This window comes from Adlercreutzia mucosicola DSM 19490 (assembly GCF_000422625.1).
In the GTDB taxonomy this organism is placed as follows: Bacteria; Actinomycetota; Coriobacteriia; order Coriobacteriales; family Eggerthellaceae; genus Adlercreutzia; species Adlercreutzia mucosicola.
In genome coordinates this window covers 1-1,629 of sequence record NZ_AUGK01000026.1, presented here as the reverse complement: position 1 = coordinate 1,629, position 1,629 = coordinate 1, and the positions used below count along the sequence as shown (strand labels likewise).

2 rRNA genes are annotated in these 1,629 nt (G+C 63.2%); both read right to left on the bottom strand.

Features of this window, described 5'->3' with window-relative positions:
- Positions 1–20: 20 nt before the first annotated feature.
- A 5S ribosomal RNA gene (rrf, locus tag G503_RS0111015) occupies positions 21–135 on the bottom strand.
- 119 nt (positions 136–254) lie between these two features.
- Positions 255–1,629: ribosomal RNA gene (locus G503_RS0111010) — 23S ribosomal RNA — on the bottom strand; the annotation flags it as partial.

Below are 1,629 nucleotides of genomic sequence, written 5' to 3'. Positions count from 1 at the left end.
GCGCGAAAAAGCGCCCCCTGCGAGCGGAACGACCTGTCCTCCCGCGGCCTCGCGCCGCAGTACTTTCGGCGAGGTGGGGCTTAACTGCCGAGTTCGGAATGGGATCGGGTGATCCCCCACTCCATGGTTCCGCTCGCGGGAGGCGCTCCCGCGCGGCGATATCCTGCCGCCGAGGGGCGTGGGGCCTCCCCCGCGCCGCCCTGGCGCCTGCATGCGCGCGACATCCCATCACGACCGGATCGCATGTTACTGGCAATGAAGAAGAGCTCGGGCTATTAGTAGCGCTCGCCTGAGCAGGTCGCCCTGCTTGCAGCTGCGCCCTATCGACCTCGTGGTCTACGAGGGCCCTTACCGGAGAGGGAGCTCATCTCGGAGGCGGCTTCCCACTTAGATGCCTTCAGCGGTTATCCGTGCCGGACGTAGCTAGGCGGCGGTGCCGTTGGTCGACAACCGCGTCACCAGAGGTCCGTCCACCCCGGTCCTCTCGTACTAGGGGCAGATCTCCTCAACTCCCTTGCGCCCGCGGAGGATAGGGACCGAACTGTCTCACGACGTTCTGAACCCAGCTCGCGTACCGCTTTAAACGGCGAACAGCCGTACCCTTGGGACCGACTTCAGCCCCAGGATGCGATGAGCCGACATCGAGGTGCCAAACCTTGCCGTCGATGTGGACTCTTGGGCAAGATCAGCCTGTTATCCCCGGAGTACCTTTTATCCGTTGAGCGACGGCCATTCCACTCTGGGCCGCCGGATCACTAGAACCGACTTTCGTCCCTGCTCGACCTGTCCGTCTCGCAGTCAAGCCCGCTTGCACTCTTGCGCTCTCGGGACGGTTGCCGACCGTCCTGAGCGGACCTTGTGCGCGCCTCCGTTACGTTTTGGGAGGCGACCGCCCCAGTCAAACTACCCGCCTGGCACGGTCCGCGCGCCGGGTCACGGCCGCGCGTTAGGCAGCCGGCACGACGAGGGCAGTATTCCAAGGTCGCCTCCACGGGGGCTTGCGCCCCCGCTTCAAAGGCTCCTGCCTATCCTCTACACGCCGTACCAGATGCCAATGCCAAGCTGCAGTAAAGGTTCACGGGGTCTTTCCGTCCTTCCGCGGGTAGTTCGCATCTTCACGAACAGTACAATTTCACCGGGTCCACGGTTGAGACAGCGCCCAAATCGTTACGCCATTCGTGCAGGTCGGAACTTACCCGACAAGGAATTTCGCTACCTTAGGACCGTTATAGTTACGGCCGCCGTTTACCGGGGCTTGGCTTCAGTGCTTCGCCTTGCGGCTGACACATCCGCGTAACCTTCCGGCACCGGGCAGGCGTCAGACCCTATACGTCGCGTTGCCGCTTTGCAGAGTCCTGTGTTTTTGATAAACAGTCGCTTGGGCCGTTTCGCTGCGGCCCCCACTAGCTCCGGACGCGAGGTCCTTCACCGGCGGGGGCGCCCCTTCTCCCGAAGTTACGGGGCCAGTATGCCGAGTTCCTTAACCGTGGTTCTCCCGATCGCCTCGGTATGTTCTACCCGCCCACCTGTGTCGGTTTTGGTACGGGCGCCGACGGCACTCCCTAGAGGTTTTTCTCGGAAGCATGGGCTCACCGGCTTCGCCAAGTCGCTTCGTCTCGCGTCTCAGGC